12 protein-coding genes are annotated in these 19574 nt (G+C 64.6%); 2 read left to right on the top strand and 10 right to left on the bottom strand.

From position 1 onward, the window contains the following. Window positions 1-138: 138 nt before the first annotated feature. The 9 genes from ACQ4WN_RS13215 to ACQ4WN_RS13175 form a co-directional block, all read right to left on the bottom strand. A complete protein-coding gene (locus ACQ4WN_RS13215) occupies window positions 139-3564 on the bottom strand; it encodes a response regulator (protein WP_436551957.1) in 3426 nt (1141 codons plus the stop codon). 37 nt (window positions 3565-3601) lie between these two features. Beyond that, window positions 3602-3871 carry an ATP-binding protein gene (locus ACQ4WN_RS13210; protein WP_436551956.1) on the bottom strand — a complete coding sequence of 90 codons (270 nt, stop codon included), beginning with the start codon at window positions 3869-3871 and terminating at the stop codon, window positions 3602-3604. A 228-nt stretch (window positions 3872-4099) separates the two neighbouring features. Next, entirely contained in the window at window positions 4100-6334 is a 2235-nt protein-coding gene (locus ACQ4WN_RS13205; protein WP_436551955.1) for a hybrid sensor histidine kinase/response regulator, read from the bottom strand. After that, window positions 6331-6693: an Hpt domain-containing protein gene (locus ACQ4WN_RS13200; protein ID WP_436551954.1), complete on the bottom strand. Its 363-nt coding sequence runs from the start codon at window positions 6691-6693 to the stop codon at window positions 6331-6333. Before ACQ4WN_RS13200 ends, ACQ4WN_RS13205 begins: the two co-directional genes overlap by 4 nt. A 34-nt stretch (window positions 6694-6727) precedes the next feature. After that, window positions 6728-7354: a response regulator gene (locus ACQ4WN_RS13195; RefSeq protein WP_436551953.1), complete on the bottom strand. Its 627-nt coding sequence runs from the start codon at window positions 7352-7354 to the stop codon at window positions 6728-6730. A 74-nt stretch (window positions 7355-7428) separates the two neighbouring features. After that, window positions 7429-8343 carry an HDOD domain-containing protein gene (locus tag ACQ4WN_RS13190; protein ID WP_436551952.1) on the bottom strand — a complete coding sequence of 305 codons (915 nt, stop codon included), beginning with the start codon at window positions 8341-8343 and terminating at the stop codon, window positions 7429-7431. Next, entirely contained in the window at window positions 8340-8966 is a 627-nt protein-coding gene (locus ACQ4WN_RS13185) for a hypothetical protein (protein ID WP_436551951.1), read from the bottom strand. Before ACQ4WN_RS13185 ends, ACQ4WN_RS13190 begins: the two co-directional genes overlap by 4 nt. A 93-nt stretch (window positions 8967-9059) precedes the next feature. After that, window positions 9060-10754 carry a methyl-accepting chemotaxis protein gene (locus ACQ4WN_RS13180; RefSeq protein ID WP_436551950.1) on the bottom strand — a complete coding sequence of 565 codons (1695 nt, stop codon included), beginning with the start codon at window positions 10752-10754 and terminating at the stop codon, window positions 9060-9062. Between the two features lie 85 nt (window positions 10755-10839). Continuing rightward, entirely contained in the window at window positions 10840-11067 is a 228-nt protein-coding gene (locus ACQ4WN_RS13175; protein ID WP_436551949.1) for a hypothetical protein, read from the bottom strand. On the opposite strand from ACQ4WN_RS13175, the gene ACQ4WN_RS13170 reads away from it, so the two are divergent. Then, window positions 11066-13507 (top strand): membrane-bound PQQ-dependent dehydrogenase, glucose/quinate/shikimate family, encoded by a 2442-nt coding sequence (locus tag ACQ4WN_RS13170; RefSeq protein ID WP_436551948.1) that lies wholly within the window; start codon window positions 11066-11068, stop codon window positions 13505-13507. The genes ACQ4WN_RS13175 and ACQ4WN_RS13170 overlap by 2 nt on opposite strands. Window positions 13508-13584: 77 nt before the next feature. On the opposite strand, the gene ACQ4WN_RS13165 is transcribed toward ACQ4WN_RS13170, so the two are convergent. Continuing rightward, on the bottom strand, window positions 13585-17073 hold the full coding sequence (locus ACQ4WN_RS13165; RefSeq protein WP_436551947.1) for a DUF748 domain-containing protein: 3489 nt from the start codon (window positions 17071-17073) through the stop codon (window positions 13585-13587). 255 nt (window positions 17074-17328) lie between these two features. On the opposite strand from ACQ4WN_RS13165, the gene ACQ4WN_RS13160 reads away from it, so the two are divergent. After that, window positions 17329-19473, top strand: coding sequence for a TonB-dependent siderophore receptor (locus tag ACQ4WN_RS13160; RefSeq protein ID WP_436551946.1), 2145 nt, complete (start codon window positions 17329-17331; stop codon window positions 19471-19473). Window positions 19474-19574: the final 101 nt, after the last annotated feature.

Here is a 19574-nt window from a genome sequence, read left to right as displayed (position 1 = left end):
ATTTTTCTGATCTCCGGCGTCCAGTAGGACAGCGATTCGCCCACGACGAATAGCAGCAGGCCCAGCATCAAGGCTCTCAGCAGAAAATCCCTGCAGCAGATCATAACGTCCCTTCGAATTCTCATAGTGGCAAGTTTATCATTGGCATGCACTGCCATGTTGAGTTTCTGGCATGGCCGGCTGGCCCGGTGGTGGCGTTTGCGCCGTGAAGACAGCGATGGCATCGATGGCGTGCGCCAGCGCCTGTTCCAGTGTATCGAGCGCGGCCGACGCATCGTCGCCGGTGTGCAGCACCTGTTCTGCTTGCTGCGCGGCTTGCACGGTGGCGGGCAGGGCCAGGCTGCCAGCCTCGCCGGCCAGCTTGTGCGCCAGTGCGGCGGCATCGTCGCGTGCGTTGCCCTCCAGCAGCGCGCGCATGGCGCCCGCCGTGTTGCGGCAGGTACTGCCAAAACGCGACAGATGCTGGCGGTAGGGCGCCTCATCGAGCCACAGCGCCATGCCTTGCGCCAGGTCCATCACGGATGCCGCACCGCACGGCGGCAAGAGCATCGTCGCTTCGGCCACGACCGGCGTCAGGGCTGGCAGCCCTTGCGCATGACGGCGATGCGCGCGCGCGATCAGGGCGATGGTCTGCGGCACGTCGAACGGTTTGCTGATGAAATAATTCATGCCCGCTTCCAGTGCCGCCGTGCGTTGTGTCTGGAACGCCCCGGCCGTCAGCGCCACCACGGGCAGGTCCTGGAACTGCGGCAACTGGCGCAGCGCGCGCGTCGCTTGCAAGCCATCCATGACGGGCATCTGCACATCCATCAGCACGATGTCGACGGCGGCGGGATGGGCCAGTAGCCATTCCAGCGCCTGCCTGCCATCGCAGGCGAACGACGGCACTGCTCCCTGGTCGCACAGGATATGGTTGACCACATCGCGGTTCATTTCGCTGTCGTCGACCACCAGTACGCGTACGCCGGCAAGCACGCGTTCTTCCAGCATACCCAGGCTTGCATCCACGCCGGCAGCCCTGGCCCGCTGCTGGCGCGCTTCCATCGTCGCGTTGTACAGGCTGGACGCCGTCACCGGCGCGTCGAGGACGGCGTCGGCCGGATCGGCATGGCGCTGCGCTGGCCGCGTGGCAGGTGCTCCGCTGGCCGCCAGGATGATGATGGGGCAGTCCTGCGGCGGCAGGTGTGCGCGCAGCGCGCGCGCCGTGGCTTCGCCGTCCAGCTCGGGCATGCGCGCTGCCAGCAGGACGATGCCGGGCCGCGCGCCCTCGGCGCAGGCGAGCGCATGGTTGAGGGCCGCCCGCCCGTCGGACACGGCATGCACGCTCCAGCCCAGGCCGCGCGCCACGGCGGCAACGGCATTGCGCGTGTCGGCGTTGGCATCGACCAGCAGGGCATGCAAAGCTTGCATGTCGGGCGAGGACAGGGCGCCGGCGGGCATCAGCTGCAGCGGCACCGTGAAACTGAAGTCGCTGCCCTGGCCCGGCTCGCTTTTCAGGCGCAGCGAGCCGCCCATCAGGCTGACCAGCTGGCGGCAGATGGTCAGGCCCAGGCCCGTACCGCCGAAGCGGCGCGTGGTGGACGTATCGGCTTGGGCGAAGGCGGAAAAGATCGTTTCCTGCACCTTGGGGGCGATGCCGATGCCCGTGTCGCGCACGCTGAAACGCAGCAGCGCGGCATCGCCGTCGCGGCGCTCCAGTGTGGTCAACAGCTCGACCGTGCCTTGCGCCGTGAACTTGATGGCATTGCTGGTCAGATTGACCAGCACCTGTTCCAGCCGCAGTGCGTCGCCCAGCACCTGGTCTACACCATCGGGCAGTGGCCCGATGCGCATGGCGATGCGCTTGTTATGCGCGGCAACGCTCATGCTGGCGGCGATCTTCTCGATCACCTCGGCCAGGCGGAACGGCGCATGCTCGATGCTCATGTGGCCCGCCTCGATTTTCGACACGTCGAGCACGTCGTTGAGGATGCCCAGCAAGGACTGGCCGGCGGCGCGGATCTTGCGCGTCATCTCGAGTCCTTCCCCATCCAGGCTGCCCCGTTCCAGCAGCCATGCCATGCCGAGGATGGCGTTGAGCGGCGAGCGGATTTCATGGCTCATGTTGGCGAGGAATTCCGCCTTGCTGCGGTTGGCCGCCTCGGCCGCATCGCGCGCCAGCAGCATGGCCTCTTCGGCCTGTTTTTGCGCGGAAATATCCTGTGTAAAGATCAGCGTGGCCGGTCCATCCTTGAGCATCACGCGTGTGGTGGTCTTGAACACGGGCACGGGAAGGCCCTGCTTGTCCAGGCCGATGGCTTCGAACACCTGTTCGCTGGGCGAGTCCGCCTCGATCAGCGCTTCGTTGGTGGCCAGTGCCGCCTGCGATTGCGCGGAAATCATGGCGGACCAGGGCAGGCCGTTCAGATCGTCTTCAAATGCGTAGCCATGCAGCCTGCGGTAGCGGGGATTCGAATAGATGAAGCGGCCGTGGCGCAGGATGGCGATGGCCACGGGCGCATCTTCGATCAGCGTGCGAAAGCGCGTTTCGCTGTCGGACACGGCTTGCATGGCCTGGCGCTCCGCTTCCTGTTCCGCATGCCAGGCGGCCTGCTGCCGGCGCCGCCTCTGGCTCCAGAACAGCAGGCTGGCCCCGGCCAGCGCCAGCGTGCCAAAGCAGAGGACGTAGGCAAGCGCTTGCTGCCGCAACGGGGCGGCGATGGCCGTTTCTTCGCGGCTCAGGCCGATGATGATGGCACGGTCCATATGCAGCGCGGGAGGCGCGATGGTCGCCATGGCCATGATGCGGGGTGTGGCTGCGCCGGCAATCTCGACGCCGCTCAGGACGCCAGCCTGATAGCCGCTGTCGCGGAAGCGCCGCAGGAAGCTGCCGGGGACATCCATATTGCCGCCATCGGCAGCCCTGACGGGATAGTTCAGGAATTGCCGGCCGTCGCCATGCAACACCACGGCCCAGACGTCGCGGGCATACATGGCGGTGCGGAACTTGGCCGTGAAGTATTCGGGATCGAGGGTGGCCACTACTACGCCGGCAAAGTGGCCCTGCCTGTCCTGCACCATGCGCGACGCCGTGATGACCAGGTCGCGCTTGAAAGACAGGAAGGGCGCCGAGATGTACAGCATGCGCGCATCAGGGGCGTCGCGCGCCGTCTGGAAGTAGCTGCGGCGCGAAAAATCCTGGTCGGCCAGTTCCGCGATATTCGTGGCGATCGTCTTGCCCTTCGCATCGATGACCAGCATGGTGCGCACGCCCGGCATGGCGTCGACCACTGCGGCCAGGCGCCGGGGCAAGGCTTGCCCGGAGTCCGTCGCGGCACCGGCGCCAAGATAGTCGCGGATCACGCCGTCGAGCACCAGGTTGGTCGCTGCCAGGTCGACTTCGATGTTTTTTGCCAGCAGTGCCGTCAGCACGCTGAGCCGTTCACGCTCGGCCGCGTCGTGCCGCGAGGCTTCTGCCAGATGCGCATAAGCAAGGACGGCGGCCACGAGGAGCAGCCCGATGAGCAGAAACAGCCATTCGATCCATTCTTTGCGTACCGCCGCCGCATCTGTGTGCTGATTCATGGGGCGATGCTATACCCGATCGGCATGGATAACAACTTTAGCGCACAAATATGCAGGTGATAGTGTGGTCAATTTTCCGCCTGCGGTCAGTCATTGCGCTGGCCGTGCCGCCCATTAAGGTGGCGAGTTGGCGCGCGATCGCCAGGCCCATGCCGGCGCCGCCATGGGCTCGGCTCGGGGTGTCGTCCGCCTGCGAGCATTTGTCGAAGATGTCGGCTTGCAGCGCCTGTCCTCGCTGGCGGCGATGGCCCTGGCGCGGCTGTCGACCAGGCGGCCGATCCGTGTTGCGGTCCAGTCCGACCAGCATGTGGATATGGTAGTTGGCCAATGTTGCTGCATCTGCACGCGGATGTGCTCGCGGTCGGCCAGCGTGGTCGGTTTGCAGGGATGGTTCGACAGTACAGTGTCGCCCCGTTCGTCGACGATGGTATGCAGCTTGTACAGGGAGCCGGGATTGATCGTGAATATAAAATTGATTTGATTGAATAAACTGACTTTTATGCGGAAGTGTTGTATTTAACGCCGGCCCGGGAGGCTAGCGCATTGCCGCCTGGCGCGTCAGCCAGTGGTCCACCATTGCGCGCAACTGGGCGGTACTAAAGGGCTTGGACAGATAATCGTCCATGCCTGCCGCCAGGCAGCGCTGCCGGTCGTCCTCGGTAACGCCGGCCGTCAGGGCGATGACGGGCAGGCGCGGCGCGCCGCTGGCCGTTTCGCGGGCGCGCAAGGCCTGGCAAGCCTGGTAGCCATCCATGACGGGCATCATGCAATCCATCAGGACCAGGTCGTACTGCTGCGCGGCCAGTGCCTGCAGGCCCAGTGCGCCGTTCTCCGCCGTGTCGATGCTGTAGCCGCAGGCGTCCAGCTGCAGGCACACCAGCTGGCGGTTCAGCGCCGTATCCTCGACCAGCAGGATGCGCGGGCCTGGCACGCATGCCGGTGCGGGTGCGGCTGCAACTGCGGCGGGTGTCTCTGGCACCGTCTCTGGCTCCGGCGCGGAGGCGCTTGGCGGCTGGGCTGCCTGGCAGGGAATACGCACGCTGAAGCGGGAACCGGCGCCGGGCGCGCTGCTGCAGAAAATCTCGCCGCCCAGCAGCACCACCAGGTGTTTGCAGATGCTCAGACCCAGGCCCGTGCCGCCATAGGCGCCGCTGATGCTGTCGTCGGCCTGGCAAAACGGTTCGAAGATGCGGCTCAGTTGCTGCTGGCTCATGCCGATGCCCTGGTCGTTGACGCTGGCGACGAGGCAGGCGCTGGCGCCGTCCGCCGTGGCCGCTTCCAGGTGCAGGTGCACGGCGATGCTGCCGGAGGGCGTAAATTTGATGGCATTGCTGAGCAGGTTGCCGAGGATTTGCGCGATGCGCGTGCGGTCCGAGCATACCCGTTGTGGCACGCTGTTGCCGATTTCGCTGACAAGTTGCAGCTTCTTCCTGTCGGCTTGCGGGCGGTGCAGCGCCAGCACGTCGTCGAGCAGCAGGCGCGGGTCGAAGTCGTGCAGCTCGATGCCCATCTGGCCAGCCTCCACCCTGGACAGGTCGAGGATATCGTTCAGGATGCGCATCAGGTGCTGCACGCCATCGCCGATGCGGTGCGCATATTGTTGCTGAGATGCGTCGAGTTCGGTTTCCTGCAGCAGTTCGGTCATGCCGGCGATACCGGCCATGGGCGTGCGGATCTCGTGGCTCATGATGGCCAGGAAGCGCGACTTGGCGGCATTCGCCGCTTCCGCGCGCGCCTGCAGCGCCAGCGCCATGGCCGCGTCGCGCTCCTGGCGCCGCAGCAGGGCCATGATCAGCGCGATGGCCAGGGCCAGCACGAGCAGGCTGATGACCGCCGCCCCGCCCATGGCGCGCAGCATGCGCCGCCAGGCCGCCAGGTAGACATCGTCGGTAATGGTCACGTTGATAGCCAGTGGATAGTCGCGCACCAGCCGTATGGCGGCCAGGCGGTCGACCGTGCGTCCCTGGTCGGCTGCGCGAGGCAATTCCACCTGCAGCACGCCATGCGTCTTGCCCTGTTCCAGCAGGCGGTAGGTACTGCCCGTCAGATTGCGTTTGCCCATCATGGCGGGTACGGCTGGCCAGCGCGCCAGCAGCGTGTAGTCGCTGCGGTACAGGGAAAAGGCCGAGTGTTCGCCGATGCTGGTGTTCCGGAAGAATTTGCTGAAGAAGTCGCACGACAGGCCCACCAGCACCGCGCCCAGGAAGCGGCCGTCCGGGCTGCTGATGCGCCGGCTGATATAAAAGGTCCAGGTGCCATTGCTCTTGTTTTGCACGGGCGTGCTGACATGCATGCCGCCGTCCGGGTGGCGCCGGTGATAGTCGAAGAAATCGCGCTCGTCGAGGCGGATGGATGGCGCGGGATAGGCGCGGCTGAAGGCCAGCACGCTGCCATCGCTGCCGACGATGGACACGACGTCCACTTGCGGCACGCCGCCGATCTTGTGTCGCAGCATCTGGTGCATGGCCGGGGTGCCGACGACGGCGGCCAGCGCGTCCGCGTCTGCGGGGGCGGCGGCCTGGATGTCGTTGCTGACGCCGTCGAGCACCAGGCGGGCCGCCGTCATGCTTTGCGCCGTGTTTTCCGCCAGCAGCAGCGACAGCTTGGACAGATCCTGCTTCCAGTCATCGACGGCTTCGCGGTACAGCAGCACGCCGGAAACGACGATGCGCAGCGCCAGCAGGCACACCAGCACCAGGCCCACTACGGCTGCCGTGCTGCGCGGGCGATAGCGGTGCGCCAGGCGCAAGACGGCCTGGCGTGGGTTCATGCCTGCGCGCCCGTGTACTCGTGCATGCTGCGGCGCACCTCCTGTTCCACTGCGTCGAGCAGCGTTGCCGTTTCCGCCAGCCAGCCGGACCAAGCCACGCCCTGGTGACGCACCAGTTGCTCCAGCTCTGCCAGGCGCGCTACCAGGGCGCCGGCGCCCAGCAGGGCCACGGTGCCGCGCAAGGTATGGCAGCTATGCACGATGGCTTGCGCCGCGCCGCCGCGCACGGCCTGTTCCACGCGCGCAAACATGGCCGGTGACGTGTCAAGGTAGGTCTGGGACAGGGCGCGGAACATCTTCAGGTCATGGCCGGAGGCCTGGAACAGCACGGTTGGATCGATGTGGCGATAGGTTTGCATGGCGGCTCCGTGGCGAAGGGGGAGCGGTGGCGGGCTAGGCGGCCAGGCTGTTGCGCCGCGCATGGCCGGCGCAGCAGGCGCGCAGATAGCCACGCAGCTCGTCGTAATTGACGGGCTTGGCAAAGAACACCACGCCGGGCGGCACGCCGCCGCGTTCTTCCAGCTCTTCCGGCGTCAGGCTCGACAGCATGGCGATATGCATGTCCGCCAGCAGCGGGTCGGCCAGGATGGTGCGGATCACTTCGTAGCCGTCGATGCCTTCCATGATGATGTCGGCCAGCAGGATGTCGGGCTGGTCGCGGGCGATTTCCATCAGCGCCTGGTAGCCGTTCTCGCAAAAGCGCAAGCTTGCCTGCAAGCCCCATGAACCGATCTGCTTTTCATACAGCGCGCGCTCGATCGGATTGTCTTCGATCACCAGGATGGACGGCGGGCGGCCCGATGGTGCAGGGCGGTTGGCCCGTGCCGCGCGCTGGTCCTGGCCTGGCTGGCCCGGATTGCCCTTGTAGGCCTCGACGGCCGCGAGGGGAATGCGCCGGTGGCCACCCTTGGTCTTCCAGGCTTCGATAACGCCGGCCTCGACCAATTGCTGCACCGATGTGACCGAGATGCCGAGGATTTCGGCAGCCTTTTGGGTAGTGCATACGTCTGCAGTGTGCATGATGGGCTTTATGGTCGAAGATGAAGTTGAATGGAATGATACGCAATCACGCTCAAAAAATCAATTTCAACAAATTAGATGAATTCACTAAAAACCTGCCGTGCGGCGGGCCGGACTCTGGTGCGCGTGCGGCAAAGGGCAAGATGGGCGTGCGGCTCCAGGATCTCGCGCCATTCGCTCCACTCCGCGTTGCTGTGGCGCAGCAGGGTTTCCATGTGTTCTATATCCATATCCAGTACCCGCGCAGCGGCCATGGCCGGTCCGCGCGGCCCCACGCCATTGCTCAGTATCAGGTCGGCGAAACTGCTGGCCAGTTTCAGTAGCCAGGCCAGGTCTGTCATGCGTCCGGCCTGCCCGAAGTCGGGCGGCGCGGCATGGCAGCGCACGGCATCGCACAGCATGTCCGGCAAGCCCCAGCCCCGCATGAGGCTGGCTGACAGCGCCAGTTGATGGTGGCCGAAGCGCCGCGATTCCTCGCACAGCAGCAGCGTCCTGGCAGCGCTGCCGTGCTGGCCCAGCAGCTGTCCATACGCTTGCGGATGCAGCATGGCCAGGGCCAGTTGGCCGATGTTTGCCAGCAAGCCGCAAGTGTACAACTCTTTGGCCGGCGCCAGTTGCAGCGCATCGCCCACCACGCGGGCGGCGCAGGCCATGGCCAGAGAGTGCGACCAGAATCGCTGTTCGTCGAAGTGCGCACACCCGGCCGCTGGCAGGGCCGGGATGGCGAGCGCCTGGCGCAGGGCGGGCAGGCCGATGGCGGCCAGCAGCGCGGCGTCGACTGCCACATACACGCGCTCGCCCGGTCGTACGGTGGCATTCGCCAGGCCGATAAGCTTGCCGGTCAGGGCCGGATCGCAGCTCAGTTGTTCGGCCAGCTCATCGAACGCCAGCTGCTGCTGGCACAGCGTCGCCAGCCAGTGGTGCCGGCAGGCGGGCGTGGACAGGATGGCGCCGCCGAGCAGGCTCGCCAGATCGATGTGCGCATTCATGGCCGGCTCCCAATGCCGCTGCAGTCATCCGCTTGCGCGGCGCCTGTTTGCAGGGCGGTGACCGCTTGCGACAGCACGTCGAGCGCCATCAGCAGGTCTGCATGCAGGCGGCGCAGCGCGCTGATATCGTTGGAAAAGCCCGCATGCACGGCCTGGCGCGCCAGTGCCTGCAGTGGGAGCAGTCCCATGGCGTGGCTGCTGTCGAGAATTTCCTGCGCCAGCACGCGTGCCGGGGCGGGCCGTTCGCAGCGCAGCGCATGGGCGATGCCGGCCAGGCGGTCGCGCGTCTCGGCCACGAACAGGGCCAGAATCTCTCCCTGCAGGCGCCTGTCGCAGCCGAACATGGCATCCAGGCGGGCCAGCTCGAACGGCGGCGTGTCCGGCACCTCGGGCTCAGGCCGTGGCAGCGCCGTATCTTCCGCCTTGCCCGGTTGGTTGGCCCTGCGCGTTTGCAGCAGTTGATGCAGATCGGCAACCGGCGCGCGGCCGGCCTGACGCCAGCGGAGGCGGTGCCAGAGCAGGGCGGCCAGCAGCAACAGCAGGACTGCCAGGGCCAGCGCCGGCCGTACCACCGAGACGTCGTCGCAGCGAAGGTAAGGATGGACGGCGAGGAAGGCGTTCATGGCCATGCCTGCACGCAGTGAGAGTGGTTGAAAACGGATGTCATGGCGATGCTCCAGGGCGATCGATGCCGGTGATCCTGCGTCGCGGCTGGTTCAGAATTCTTCCCAGTCGCCGCCGTCAGCTGCGGCCGTGCTTCTGGCCTGACCGGCGGCGCGCCGGGCGACCAGCCTGAGCGGCGCCTTCTTGCGCGGTGCAGGCGGCTGTGCGGCCGGGGCGCGACGCACCGGCGTGCTCTGTTGCGCCGCGTTGGCCTGGCCATGCGCCAGCTTGAAGGCGCCGACCACGCTGGCCAGGTTGCCCGCCTGCTCCTGCAGCGATTGCGATGCCGCTGCCGCTTCTTCGACCAGGGCCGCATTCTGTTGCGTGACCTCATCCATCTGCGTGATGGCGCGGTTAATTTCGTCGATGCCCGTGCTTTGCTCTGCGCTGGCGGCCGAGATCTCGCTGACGATGTCGGTCACGCTGCGCACCGTGTCGACGACTTCCGTCATGGCCGCGCCGGCTTGCTGGACCAGCTTGCCACCTTGTTCCACCTGTTCCACGGAATCGCTGATGAGTGTCTTGATTTCCTTGGCCGCCGCCGCCGAACGGTGCGCCAGGTTGCGCACTTCGGTCGCCACGACGGCGAAGCCGCGCCCTTGCTCCCCGGCGCGCGCCGCTTCCACGGCCGCATTCAGGGCCAGGATGTTGGTCTGGAAGGCGATGCCGTCGATAACGCTGATGATGTCGGCGATCTTGTTGGACGAGCTGTCGATCGCCTCCATGGTGCGGATGACGTCGCCCATCACCTCGCCGCCCCGTACCGCCTTTTCCGAGGCGCTGACGGCCATTTGCTTGGCCTGGCGGGCATTGTCCGAGTTTTGCCGCACGGTGGCCGTCAGTTCTTCCATGGCCGAGGCGGTTTCTTCCAGCGAGCCGGCTTGCTGTTCCGTGCGTGCCGACAGGTCCAGGTTGCCCACCGCGATCTCGCTCGAGGCCGTACTGATGGTCTCCGTGCCGGAACGCACTTCGGAGACGATGCGCACCAGACTCTCGCTCATCTCGGCCATGGCTGTCATCAACTGGCCCACTTCGTCGTTCGAAGTAGCCTTGACCTGTACGCTGAGGTCGCCGCCTGCGATGGTGCGGGCCACGCCGATGGCGCTGGCCAGCGAGGCGACGATGCGCCGCGCCAGCAGCAAGCCCATGCCGGTCACCAGTACCGTCACGGCCAGGGCCAGGCTGATGGAAATCCAGCGCGCGCTGGCAGCGGCGTCGGCTCCTTCGGCCGCGCCCTTGGCTGCCAGGCTTTCGTTGTAGTGGTGGTGGGCAGCAAGGGCGTCGACCAGTTCCTTGATGATGGGCTGGTTCTGCATCAGCAATTCGCGCGCCGCGTCGAGCTCGCCGGCCTTCGACAGTGCCAGTACCTCGTCGCGCACGGCGTCGTAGCGCAGCAGTAAGGCACGGTCCGCGGCCAGCAAGACTTTGTCTTGCTCGTCGGAAATATTCTCTTTCTCATATTTGTCGAGCGCCTGGCTGACTGCCGCGCGCGCCTCCTTGATGCCTGCTTCCAGCCTGTCGCGCACGGCGGCATCCTTGCTGGCCATGTGCTGCCAGACGGCCGTGCGCATTTGCGTGAACGGTACAAAGGCCTGGTTCAGGGTCAGCAGGCTGGGAACGGTGTTGACCGTGGCGTAGCTGGCCGCCGTGTACACGCGGTCCATTTGATAGATGCTGAAGCCGGCCAGCGATGCCAGCCCCAGGACGACGGAGAGTATCAATGCATACAGGCGTTGGGCGATAGTCATGATGGGCGCCGCTCCACGTGAAGGTTGAAAATCGGGAAAATCGGTTCATTTGCTTTATTTTTTCATTTTACGATAAAAATTCAATTTATTCGAGAAATTTGTTGTTTATTTGATTTATTCCATGTTTTTTCAGGGTGCCGATGAAGGCGGACTGAGCGAAGGATGGGGTGTGATGAAAAGCAACACCGCGCGCATATCGCGTTGTGGCGTGTGGCATGCTTTGCCAATTAGTGAAAAAATGGCATTCCTTGATCGCCATCAAATACGGTGCGCAGTCGCGTGCCGCCGATTGACTCTTGTGAAGGAGCATCATGACTGTCTCTGCCCGGCCTGGACCTTTGCTTATCATCACCGCAGTCATCTTTATCTTGCTGGGCCTGGCGCTTGCCGGCGGCGGCGCCTGGCTCGTGAGCCTTGGCGGCTCCTGGTATTACGTCGTGGCCGGTATCGGCATGCTGGTCGCCGGTGCGCTGGTGTGGAAGGGGCGGCGCAGCGCCCAGCTGTTTCTCGCGCTGCTGCTGTTCGCCACCCTGATCTGGTCCGTCATCGAAGTGAAGTTCGACTGGTGGCAATTGCTGCCCCGCCTCGATATCTGGTTCGCCGCCGCCGTCTGGCTGCTGCTGCCCTTCATCGACCGCCGCCTCGATCCGCCACTGGCCGCAGGCGCGAAACCACGCGACGCGGGCAAGAGCGCCCTGGCGGCCGCCGTGGTGCTGACGGCTGCCGTGGGCGTGTTTTCCTTGTTCCAGGATTACACTACTTTGCACGGCGAAGTCCCGGCCGAGAACATGGCTGCCGTGCCGCAAGGCGATCTCGCGCCGGGCGTGGCGCCCAACGACTGGGCCGCGTATGGCCGCTCCGGCTATGGCGACCGCTATGCGCCGGCCGCGCAGATCACGCCAGCCAACGCCGCGCAGCTGAAACAGGCTTGGGTGTACCACACGGGCGACTTCAAGGGACCGAACGACCCGGGCGAGATCGCCAACGAAGTCACGCCCCTGAAAGTGAACGGCATGCTGTATCTGTGTACGCCGCATAACATCGTCATCGCGCTGGACCCGGACACGGGCAAGGAGCTGTGGCGCCACGATCCGAAGATCAACCGCGATGCCTCCAGTTATCAGCACATGATTTGCCGCGGCGTCGCGTACTGGGATGTCAACGCGGGCCGCGCCAAGGGCGACCCTGCACCCGAGGCGGCCGGCATGGAATGTCCGCGCCGCATCTTTGCGCCCACCATGGACGCCACCTTGATCGCCGTCAATGCCGATACGGGCGAAGCGTGCAAAAGCTTCGGCGAAAACGGGGTGATCGGCCTGTACCACGGCATGGGCATGAAGAAGCGGGGCTTTTTGATGCCGACCTCGCCGCCGGCCGTGGCGCAGAACGTGGTGGTGATGGCCGCCAGCGTGACGGACAACTTTTCCACGGAAGAACCGTCAGGCGTGATTCGCGGCTACGATCCTGTCACCGGCAAGCTGATGTGGAACTGGGATGCGTCGAACCCGGACGACACGGCGCCGATTGCCGATGGCAAGACCTATACCAACAATTCACCCAACTCCTGGGGCGTGTCCAGCGTGGATGAAAAACTGGGCATGGTGTACGTCCCGATGGGCAATGAAACCCCCGATACCTGGGGCGGCAACCGCAACCCCCATGGCGAGAAATACAATAGCGCCATCGTCGCGCTGGACCTGGCAACGGGCAAGGTGCGCTGGGTCTACCAGACCGTGCACCACGATATCTGGGACATGGATATCGGCGGCCAGCCCACGCTGGTCGACATCGATACGCCGAAAGGTAAAGTTCCATCGGTCGTGGCCACCACCAAGCGCGGCGATATCTATGTGATTGACCGGCGCGATGGCAGCCTGGTCGTGCCGGCGCCGGAAAAACCCGTGCCGACGAATAACCCCGCCCCGGGCGACCGTTTGTCGCCCACGCAGCCATTCTCGGCCCTCACTTTCCTGCCCGAGAAAAACATCAGCGAAACGGATATGTGGGGCACCACGCCGTTCGACCAGCTGGCGTGCCGCATCATCTTCCGCCAGCACCGTTATGAGGGGCCGTTCACGCCGCAAACGGTGGCCGAAGGCAAGATCAAGGGCGCCATCATCTCGCCGGGCCCGCTGGGCATCTTCGAGTGGGGCGGGGCGGCCGTCGATCCGGTCCGGCAATTGCTGCTGGTCAACCCTGACTACATGGGTTTTCTGGAACGCCTGGTGCCGCGCGCGCAAGCCAACGCGAAGGGTGGCACGGGCACGGAAATGGGCTTGCAGCCGCAGACGGGCGTGCCGTTTGCCGTGGAAATCAAGCCCTTCCTGTCGCCGCTGGGTTTCCCATGCCAGGCTCCGCCCTGGGGCTATATCGCTGCCGTCGACCTGCGCACCATGAAAAAAGTGTGGATGCACAAGAACGGCACCACGCGCGACAGCGCGCCCGTGCCCATCGCCTTGCCGCTGGGCGTGCCCAGCCTGGGCGGCATGAGCACCACGGGCGGTGGCGTGGCCTTCCTCAGCAGCACGCTCGACTACACCATCCGTGGCTACGACGTGCGCAACGGCAAGACCGTGTGGAAAGCCCGCCTGCCGGCCGGCGGCCAGGCGACGCCGATGAGCTATGTCTCCGACAAGACGGGCAAGCAATATGTCGTCGTCATGGCCGGCGGCCACGGTTCGCTGGGCACGAAGATGGGCGATAGCCTGGTGGCGTTTGCGTTGCCGGATGAGGCTGTGGAAAAGAAAAAGTAGGAAGGGCCGGGCAGATCAGCGGGCGTGAGCCCGCATCATCCAACCAGGGGCTGCCGCCAGACCGGGGTAGCCCTTTCTTATTGCGCCGCCAATCCCAGCTTCAGTCCCACCAGCTTGCCGGGCGCGGCCTCCGTTTTTTCCGGCGCGCCCGCGCTGACCCTGGCCGCTGGCGTGCCGTCCTGCTGCAAAGCGGCCAAAATCGCCGCGCTGCGCTGGGCGCCCAGCTTGCTCAAGGCATCGGCAGGCAAGGGTTGTTTGGCTTCCAGCTGCTCGCGCAAGCCGGTATAGAAGGCGCCCGTATCGGCCACTTGCGGCTCGCCTTCTATCAGCTTGCCCAGGCGTTGGAAGACGGGGATTTTTGCCGCCGCCGGAGCGGATGCGGCAGATGAGGCCGCCGCTGCCACAGGCGCGGCCGACTCCGCCGCCTTCTTCTGCTTGTCCAGCTCGGCCTTGCCGAAGCGTTCGCCGTACAGGTCGCGCAGGGCGCCCCGTATCTTGCGTTCGCCCAGGTTCAGCGGACCCGGTTCTTCGCCTGCTTCCAGCTTGATGCCGGCCTTGGCGGCGACGGTGCGGCGCACGGCCTGGGCGCGCAGGGCGGCCCCGTCCGTGTCGCTGTACTGGCCCGGCACGGCCAGCTTCAGCTGTTCGCGCTTGGCGAGGATTTGCGCCACCTGCTTGAGCTTTTCCCGTTCGGGCGGCAGCAGCACGGCGCTGCCCGCATCGAAGTCGATGGCTTCGAGCTTGTCGGCGCTGATGCCCAGCAAGTTGCCCAGCGCGCGGAACGGCGCCGTGACGATTTTCGTCAGCACATTGCCCACGGCTTTCCAGATCAGGGCGCCATAGCTGAATTGTGGGTCGTTCATGTCGCCCGACACGGGCAGCCCCAGGTCGATGCGCCCGTCGCTATCCTTGAGGATGGCCAGTGCCAGTTCCAAAGGCAGCTTCAGTGCGTCCGGGCTGTCGATGCGCTCGCCCAGGGTCAGCTTGTCGAGCACGATCTGGTTGGTGCCGTCGAGCTGGCGATTGCGCACCTTGTATTGCAAGTCCAGCGAAATCTTGCCTTCGGCCACCTTGTAACCGGCGAACTTCATCGTGTACGGCGAGGCGGACACCATGTCGACGTTCTTGAAGACCACGTTCAAGTCCGTGTTGTCGGTGGGCGCGAACGGGTTCAGCTGACCGCGCACGCGCGCCAGGCCGAATTCGTCGATGCGGCCATCGAGTTCAATCTGACTGCGCGCATCGCGTTTCGTCGACAGGCCCGTGATGACGCCATTGAGTTCATAAATCTTGGCGGCGAACTGGGGCCGCAAGCTCAGGTCGGCGAAGTCCAGCTTGGCGTTTTGCAGGCGCACGCGGCGCACGCGCACGGGGAACGCAGCGTCGGCAGTTGGCGTGGCGGTGACGACGGGGCCGGCCGACGGCGCGATTGCCGGCTCCGGCGCCTTCACCAGCAAGCGCTGCGCGTTCAGGCTGCGGTCGTTTTCGATGATCAGCTGGGCGTTCGGTTCCACCACGCGCAGCTCAGGGATGTCGACAAAATCGGGACCCACGCTGGCCGTCAGCTTGTCGGCACGCACACTTTTCCATGAAGCAAAACGCTTGCCATCCGTTTCATTGAGCACCAGGCCGGCGATATCCACGCCGCCCACATAGCGCACTTTCGGCGCTTTCGGCGCGCCGCCGCCCGTCGTCAGGCGGCCGCTGCCGGAGAGCGAGCCACCCGCCAGCTTCAGTTTCAGATGCTGCGCCAGCAACGGTTGCACGGGCGCCAGGGTCAGCTGTTCAAGGTTCAATTGCGCATCGACGGCGCCCGTGCCCGGCACGAACTTGCCGTTGGCGGTGAGCAAGCCGCCTTCGCGCAAGCCCAGGCCCAGCTCGAACGGCAGCGCCTGCTTCATATCGTTGCTGACGTTTTGCAAGGAGAGCCGCGCATCCTGCAGCGTGCCCTTGATGCCGGTGCCCGCGTCATCGAAACGGGCGCCGAACTTGCTCAGTTCCACCTTGTCTACCTTGGTGGACCAGGGCGAGGACGGCACATCCTTGGCAGAGTCGGCTTTGCCGGAGGCAAACACGGGCAGCTGTTGCGCAATCGCAAACTCTCCCTGGCGATTGCGGGCCAGGTCGATCTGCGCGCCGCTGGCCGTCAGCGCGCCCAGGTGCACGGTATGCGCCGCCAGGTCGATCTTGCCTTCCGTAAAGCCCAATTGCTCCAGTTTGAACGGTGTTTGCGCGCCCCGCTGCATGGCGAGGTCGGCGAGCGCAAAGTGCGCGCCGTCGATGACGGTGGCCATGCCCTCTGGACCTTGTTGCAAGCCCAGTTGCAACTGCAGTTGCACCTGTTTCGCACTCAGCTGCAGGGCAGGCGAGACGGTTTCATCGATGGCGGAGACGTCCACGTTGGCCAGCGCCAGTTGTTTCAAGTCCACCTTCCACTTGCCAGGCTTGGCTGGTGCGGCAGGCACGGTGGCTGCCGATGCAGCCGGTGCGGGATTGCCAGGCAGCATCAGGTTCGCCACGTCGATCTCGCCCCTGGCATCACGACGCACGGCCACCTTGCCGCCGTACAGATTGATCTTGTCGATCGTCACGCTTTGGCGTGCCAGGTCGGCGTTGACGCCGGCGACGCCCAGGGTGTTCAGCGAGGTAAACGGTGCGCCCTTGCCGTCTTGTGCCAATGCCAGGTCGCGCAAGGCCAGGCCCGCGTTTTTGAGCGTGGCTTGCAGCGTGCCATCCGCATAGGAAAAGGCGTAGGGCAGGCGTGCCGACAGCTTGCCGCTGGCGACGGTCGCGCGCGTGTACGCTTTCAAATACGCGGCCAGGCCGGGCAGGGAGGCGTCGTTCAGAATCAGTTCGCCTTCGCCACGAATCGGGCTGAGCGAGGCCGTGCCGCGCCAGTGCAGCTTGCCGCCGCGCGCCGCATCGGCGCTGAGGCTATAGCTGCCGTTGGCGTCAGGCAGGGTGGAGATATTGTCGAGCGTAAAGTTGATTGGCGTGAAGTTATCCGCATAGCCGGCCTTCTGGTCTTGCCAGTCCACTTTGCCTTGTTCCAGCGCAAAGTGGGCGATGACGAGGCGTGGCATGCCGCCGTCGCTCTTTTCCCGGTGATTGCGTTGCCAGGTAGCCAGCACTTCAGCAAGGTTGAACTTGCCGTCCGGCGTGATGGTCAAATGCGTCTGTGGTGCCGTGATGCGGATTTCCGCCAGGCTCCAGGCGCGGCGCACGATGGATTTCCATTCCAGTTGCACGGCCAGGGAGCCGATGGACAGCAGTGGGGCACCGCTCGTGCCGCCCTTGCCATCTGCGCTGGGCGCTTCCTTGAAAGCAATCTGGTCCGCTTCCAGCCGCAAGGTGAATGGATTGAAGCGCACGTCGGCGATGCTCGCCTGGCGCGCGAGTTCTTTCTCGGCAAATTTGGGTAGCTGGTTTTTGATGACGTAGGGCACCAGCCAGAAGCCGGCCGCGCTGTAGGCGGCCAGGGCGCAGCCTGTGCCAACGGCCCAGCGCTGCCAGCGTTTCCAGCGAAATGTTTTCGTCTGCACGCTTTTGTTGTCGATTGTGTTCACAAACTAACCTTTTGATCTTGTTGGGCGGCACATCGCGCGTGCCGTGACTGTCAGTATGCCTCTTTGCGGCCTCGTCTGCAAAATCCAAACGTGTTCATGTGATAACAGGCTGCCAGGCACACTGTTTATCTTGTGAAAACTTTCACATTCTCACGAATTGTCACTTATTTATTGCGAATGATTCTCGTTACGAATATCATGCCGCGTAACTTGAAGTTTCCTCCATTACTGTTTTCTATTGAAAGACCTGTCTTTATGCGTGCAGCATTTCCTTCCTTGCAACTACTTCCAGTGGCCGCCGCCTTGTCGCTGGCCTTCGCTTCCCATGCGGCCAGCGCGGCCAATGGTGCCAATGGCCAGGACGATTTCACGGCTGGCGATGAGAAAGTCATGCAAGCTGTACAGGTGACGGGCGCGCGCGCGCAAGGCCTGGTGCCTGTCACCACGGAGGCTGGCACTTTTCGTGGCGCCAATATCATGGACGTCCCATCGACCGTCAATGTGATCACGCGCGAATTGCTGGAGCAGCAAGCCGTCTCGGGCCTGTACGATGCCGTGCGCAATACGGCGGGCGTGACGCGCCAGCAAAATGGCGGCGAAACGTGGGATCAATTGGTCATACGCGGCATTGCCGTGGAAAACCGCACGAATTACCGACTTAACGGTTCCATGCCCATCATGAACTTCTCGCAAGTTCCCATGGAAAACAAGGAAAGGGTGGAAGTGCTGAAGGGCGCCTCGGCCCTGTACTACGGCTTTACTTCGCCGGCGGGCGTGGTCAACTTCGTCACCAAGCGGGCCGGCAGCAAGCCCGTCACCAGCGTGGGCTTGAGCCTCGACGACCGTGGCAGTGCCGTGGCGAATGTCGACGTGGGCCGCCGCTTTGGAGAGGCGCAGGAATTCGGCGTGCGCATCAATGCGGCTGGCGGGACGCTCGGTTCCTACCTGGATAAGGTGGGCAATGGCAACCGCCGTTTTATCTCCACGGCGCTCGACTGGCGCGTGACGAACAAGCTGCTGCTGAAGGCGGACCTGGAATACGAGCGCCGCAAGGTGACGGAGCAGGCGGGCGTGGCCTTGCCCACGGCCGTGAAAGGCGTGATCAGTTTGCCGCGCGCCGTCGATCCGCGCCAGTTGATCGGCCCCGACTGGTCGGCGTTCGAGGCGCAAACGAAAAACGCGCAATTGCGCGCCGACTATGCCATCACGGATGGCTGGGCCTTGACGGTGGAGGCGGGCCATTCGGAAACGGCGCGCGACCGCCGCCTGGCCATCTTCCGCCTGAACAACGCTGCTGCGCTGGCCACGGGTGCGGGCCGCATCACGGGCAATATCCAGCACAGCGTGACTGCGTCGGACTTGCTGCGCGCGGAACTGGCCGGCAATTTCAATACGGGTTTCATCGCCCATGAACTGACCCTGGGCGCTTCGCGCACGGACAAGTCGCAAGATCCTATTTATCAGAGCAACTATACGATTGCTTCGCAAAACCTGTACCAGCCCGTGCCCGTGACGAATGTCGTGTTCGGTCCCAAGCCGACTTCGCCGACGACGGCTGGGCTGGACACGCGCGACACGGGCTTGTACGCGCTCGACCGCATGGTCTTCAGCCCGCAATGGCAAAGCGTCATCGGCGTGCGCCGCAGCAGTTACCAGAGCGACCAGGGCGCCAGCCATTACGACGTCAGCAAGACCACGCCGATGGCGTCATTGATCTACAAGCTGACGCCAGCCATCTCGTTCTACGCCTCGACGGCGCGGGGACTGGAAGAGGGCGAGACGGGCCCGACGGGCACCGTCAACCAGGGCGTCAAGATGGCGCCTGGCGTGAGCAAACAGAAAGAGCTGGGCGCGCGCTGGCTGACGCCGGGCGGCACCTTGGTCTCCGCCGCATTGTTCGACATCACGCGCCCCGGCTACTACACGAATGCCAGCAATGTATTCACGTCGGATGGCGAACAGCGCTACCGTGGTCTGGAAGTCTCGACGCAAGGCAAGCTGACGCGTCAGTTGTCGTGGCAGACGTCGGCGCAGTTGCTCGACCCGAAGTTTGCCCACATCAACGCCGATTACAACGGCAAGGCGCCGGAAAACGCGTCCAAGCGCACGGGCAGCGCCTTCCTCGCCTACGCGTTTGACTCTGTGCCGGGCCTGTCTGTCAACGGCGGCGCGTATTACAACAGCGCCCGTCCCGTCAACGACCTGAACCAGGCTTTCCTGGGCGGGGTGACACTCTTCAGTGCCGGCGCCCGCTATGCCAGCACGGTAATGAACACGTCTGTCGTGTGGCAGTTGAACGTGGAAAATGCGGCCGACAAACGCTACTGGGCTGGTGCCGGCACGCGCCTGGCGTCCGGTGCGCCGCGCGCCATCAAGCTGTCGATGAAGGTGGATTTGTAAGAACGCCTATCAAAACCTACTGCGCGTCGGTATAGGCGGCCTGCGATGCTCACCGTGCTCAAGCGCGGTTGCGCTTCTCAGCCACCTCTCCCTTCCGCTCG

It is taken from the genome of Janthinobacterium pasteuri, from assembly GCF_051380775.1.
Lineage (GTDB): Bacteria > Pseudomonadota > Gammaproteobacteria > Burkholderiales > Burkholderiaceae_D > Janthinobacterium.
The sequence above is the reverse complement of the archived record's forward strand: the minus strand, read 5'-3'. Positions and strand labels throughout refer to the sequence as shown.